Annotated in this window: 4 protein-coding genes and 1 tRNA gene; all 5 read left to right on the top strand. The window is 65.1% G+C overall.

The annotated features are described in order from the left end of the window. Positions 1 to 365 precede the first annotated feature (365 nt). Entirely contained in the window at positions 366 to 692 is a 327-nt protein-coding gene (locus AC1VAN_RS13510; RefSeq protein ID WP_442252188.1) for a hypothetical protein, read from the top strand. Between the two features lie 123 nt (positions 693 to 815). Beyond that, a tRNA-Leu gene (locus AC1VAN_RS13505) sits at positions 816 to 900 on the top strand. Positions 901 to 1091: 191 nt separating this feature from the next. Beyond that, positions 1092 to 2387 carry a trigger factor gene (gene tig / locus AC1VAN_RS13500; RefSeq protein ID WP_025878140.1) on the top strand — a complete coding sequence of 432 codons (1296 nt, stop codon included), beginning with the start codon at positions 1092 to 1094 and terminating at the stop codon, positions 2385 to 2387. A gap of 76 nt (positions 2388 to 2463) precedes the next feature. Then, positions 2464 to 3090 carry an ATP-dependent Clp endopeptidase proteolytic subunit ClpP gene (clpP, locus tag AC1VAN_RS13495; RefSeq protein WP_480985983.1) on the top strand — a complete coding sequence of 209 codons (627 nt, stop codon included), beginning with the start codon at positions 2464 to 2466 and terminating at the stop codon, positions 3088 to 3090. A 126-nt stretch (positions 3091 to 3216) separates the two neighbouring features. Continuing rightward, positions 3217 to 4228: ATP-dependent Clp protease ATP-binding subunit ClpX (clpX, locus tag AC1VAN_RS13490; protein WP_480985982.1), on the top strand; the 1012-nt coding region annotated here is incomplete at its 3' end.

Raw genomic sequence — 4228 nt, 5'->3', positions numbered from 1 at the left:
GGGGATGTGGGTGTTGGTGAGAGGGGCCCGCGCGGTGCGCAGCAGCGCGTGGGGCGGCAGCGCGAATGCGCAGCCGCGTCCCCAAGGTTCGAATCCTTGACAGCCCACCAGACGAAAGCCACTTGGTCCGCCAAGTGGCTTTTTTCTTTCCTGCGGCAGCGTCGGCAGATCCCCGTCATGGGTGGATATCGCAGGCATTGAGGGGTTCATCCACGCATGGCGTGGATCTACTGAAGCGTGGCTGAAATCAGCGTCCCATGCGTCATCAGCATGTTCAATGCTGTGAGCTGCTTCTCACCGGTTGCTGCCGGCATCGCTCCCAATAGGCGTTCCGCGCCGAAGGCGCATGCATGAGGAGTGCTTCGATGACGTTCAACAAGAGCGCGGGCGTGATGCTGGCCGCCGTGGTGGTTGTCGCCCTGTCGGGCTGCAGGGCGGACGAGGCGGCCACCGCCGCTGCGCCGGACTACGCGCGGACGGTGGAGCGATCTGCGGATGTCGACCACGTCGCTGCACAGTCGGTGGAGGGGCGCGACGCCGCGCAGTCGACCGGGGCGACAGGGGAGGCGCTGCCTGCTGGCGCGGTTGAAATGACGCGCTCCGCCGATGGCGCCACGCTGGAAACGCCCAGTGACGATGCGGCCGGCGTCCCTGCGGGCGAAACAACCGAGCCCGCGCCGGCCGCCCGCTGACCCGGATCGGCCTGGGGCGGGATGCGCCCAGGCCGGCTCCAAAGGGCAATTTCCCTGTTCAGTTTTGTGGAAGCCTTCCGCTTTTCGCCCTCGCCTGCAACAATGAACACCTGAGCCGGCCACGCGAAAGTGGCGGAATTGGTAGACGCCCTGGATTTAGGTTCCAGTGCCGCAAGGCGTGGGGGTTCGAGTCCCCCCTTTCGCACCAGGCCGGCCCGTCCCCCGCCCAGTCGGGCATTCCGCGTCAACCCCTGCGCCCGGCCGTGCTGGCGGCGCCGCCCGAATTGGGCGAAACTAAAGGGCTGCGGCAAGCAGGCGCGTCATCGACGTCGCGTCCTTACAACCGTTTCATCCATCATCGAGCCGGGGGCCAGGGCGCCACCGGTGGCAGGAGTCAACATGCAAGCTTCGATCGAAACCATCGGCAACCTGGAACGCCGCCTGAGCTTCTCGCTGCCGGAAGACCGTCTGCAGAGCCACATCAACGGCCGCTTGGGCGAAATCGCCCGCACCACCCGCATCAAGGGTTTCCGTCCGGGCAAAGTGCCGGCCAAGGTGATCGAGCAGCGCTTCGGCGCGCAGGTCCGTGGCGAGGCGCTGGACGGCCTTCTGCGCGAAACCTTCGACGCCGCCGTGCGTGAGCACGACCTGCGCATCGTCGGCAGCCCGCGCATCGACAAGGGTGACGAGGGTGAGTTCTCCTTCGTGGCCACCGTCGAAGTGGTGCCGGACTTCGGTGACATCGACGTCAGCAAGCTGACCGTGGTGCGCCACACCGCCGAAATCACCGATGCCGACATCGACCAGATGATCGAGAACCTGCAGACGCAGCGTCGCAGCTGGTCGCCGGTCACCCGTGCCGCGCAGGACGGCGACCTGGTCGCACTGGAAACCTGGTCGCAGGCCGGTGACGAGCGCCTGCCGGCCGAAGGCACCGAGAAGGGCAGCATCGTGCTCGGCCAGGGCATGATGTTCGAGACCATCGAGCAGGGCCTGGTCGGCATGGCCAAGGACGAAGAGAAGACCCTGGACGTCGAGTTCCCGGCTGACTGGCGCGTGCCGGCGCTGGCGGGCAAGACCGTGCAGGTCACCGTGAAGGTCAGCGACGTGTCCGAGCCGGTCGTGCCGGCCGTCGATGAAGCCTTCATCAAGAGCTTCGGCGTCAAGGGTGGCGACGTCGAGCAGTTCCGCAGCGACATCCGCGCCAACCTCGAGCGTGAGCTGAAGGGCGCACTGATGAACCGCCTGCGTCGTGAAGTCGGTGAGCAGCTGATCGCCGCCTATTCGTCGGTGGAAATGCCGCCGCGCCTGGTCGAGAACGAAGCCCGTGCCATGCTGGCCCAGCAGGTCGAGCAGATCCGCCGCAGTGGCCGCAACCCGGGCGAGATCCCGGCCGACGCCCACGAAGGCTTCAAGGACGCTGCTGCCAAGCGCGTGCTGGTCGGCCTGGTGGTCGGCGAAGTGGCCCGCAGCAACGACCTGCGCCTGGAGCCGAAGCGTCTGAATGAAACGATGCGTCTGATCGCCTCGACCTACGAAGAGCCGGAACAGGTCATTGAGATGTACCGCAACGACCCCCAGCTGATGTCTGGCCTGCAGAACCGCGTGATGGAAGAGCAGGTGATCGACTGGATCGCCGAGCGCGCCCAGCACACTGAAGAAAAGCTGTCGTTCCAGGACGCGATCCGCCAGTAATCCCTGGCGGATTGCCGGATACCCCGCGCCAGCCCTGGCGCGGGGGTGTTTCCCCCCAAGATAGGTACCTCACGAAATGGACAACCGAACCAAAGCCCTGAACATGGTTCCCATGGTGGTCGAGCAGACCAGCCGCGGCGAGCGTGCCTACGACATCTATTCGCGCCTGTTGAAGGAGCGCCTGATCTTCCTGGTTGGCCCGATCGACGATCACATGGCCAACGTGGTGGTGGCGCAGCTGCTGTTCCTGGAAGCGGAAAACCCGGAAAAGGACATCAGCMTCTACATCAACTCGCCSGGTGGCGTGGTCACCGCSGGCMTGGCKATCTACGACACCATGCAGTACATCAAGCCGGACGTGAGCACCATCTGCGTTGGCCAGGCCGCCTCGATGGGCGCGCTGCTGCTGGCGTCCGGTGCGGCGGGCAAGCGCTATGCGCTGCCGAACTCGCGGGTGATGATCCACCAGCCGCTGGGTGGCTTCCAGGGCCAGGCCACCGACATCGACATCCACGCACGCGAGATCCTGACCCTGCGTGCGCGCCTGAACGAAGTGCTGGCCAAGCACACCGGCCAGTCGCTGGAGACCATCGCGCGCGATACCGAGCGCGACAACTTCAAGAGCGCGGTCGATGCGGTCGCCTACGGCCTGGTCGACCAGGTCCTGGAGCGTCGTCCGGAAGAGTCGATCCAGGCCGGCTGACCGGCACTCACGGGGCCATGGCAGGCCCCGTTCCTGCAGGGTCGGGTGGACTGATGTCCCTCCGGCCCTGTGTTATTCTCGAATCGAACCCCCGTTCAGCGGGTGGGGTAACTGGGTAAGCGAAGCATGAGCGAAGACCGCCAAGGTCGTTCCACGGACACCGGCAAGATCCTCTACTGCTCTTTCTGCGGCAAGAGCCAGCATGAAGTGCGCAAGCTGATTGCCGGTCCGAGCGTGTTCATCTGCGATGAGTGCGTGGAGCTGTGCAACGACATCATCCGAGAGGAGCTTGAGGAAAAGGCGCAGTCGGCGCGCAGTTCGCTGCCCAAGCCGCGCGAGATCCTCGAGGTGCTCGACCAGTACGTGATCGGACAGAACCGCGCCAAGCGGACCCTGGCCGTGGCCGTGTACAACCACTACAAGCGCATCGAGAGCCGCCAGAAGAACGACGAAGTCGAGCTGGCGAAGTCGAACATCCTGCTGGTCGGTCCGACCGGTTCGGGCAAGACCCTGCTGGCCGAGACCCTGGCCCGCCTGCTCAACGTGCCGTTCACCATGGCCGACGCCACCACGCTGACCGAAGCCGGTTACGTGGGCGAGGACGTGGAGAACATCATCCAGAAGCTGCTGCAGAAGTGCGACTACGACGTCGAGAAGGCACAGCAGGGCATCGTCTACATCGATGAAATCGACAAGATCTCGCGCAAGAGCGAGAACCCGTCGATCACCCGCGATGTGTCCGGCGAAGGCGTGCAGCAGGCCCTGTTGAAGCTGATCGAAGGCACCGTGGCCAGCGTTCCGCCGCAGGGTGGGCGCAAGCATCCGCAGCAGGAATTCCTGCAGGTGGACACCAAGAACATCCTGTTCATCTGCGGCGGTGCGTTTGCCGGCCTGGACAAGGTGATCCAGCAGCGCTCCAACGACGCCGGCGGCATTGGTTTCGGCGCCAAGGTGAAGAGCAGCGAGCGCAAGCAGGAAGTGGGCAAGGTGCTGGCTGAAGTCGAGCCKGAAGACCTGATCAAGTTCGGCCTGATTCCCGAGTTCGTGGGCCGCCTGCCGGTGGTCGCGACCCTGGAAGAGCTGGACGAGCCGGCCCTGATCCGCATCCTGACCGAGCCGAAGAACGCCATCACCAAGC

Source organism: Stenotrophomonas sp. 05L44_2, from assembly GCF_056665995.1.
The sequence above is the reverse complement of the archived record's forward strand: the minus strand, read 5'-3'. Positions and strand labels throughout refer to the sequence as shown.

Coding starts and splice junctions, on each gene's coding strand:
- AC1VAN_RS13510 (WP_442252188.1), top strand. CDS start 366: ATGACGTTCAACAAGAGCGCGGGCGTGATGCTGGCCGCCGTGGTGGTT.
- tig (WP_025878140.1), top strand. CDS start 1,092: ATGCAAGCTTCGATCGAAACCATCGGCAACCTGGAACGCCGCCTGAGC.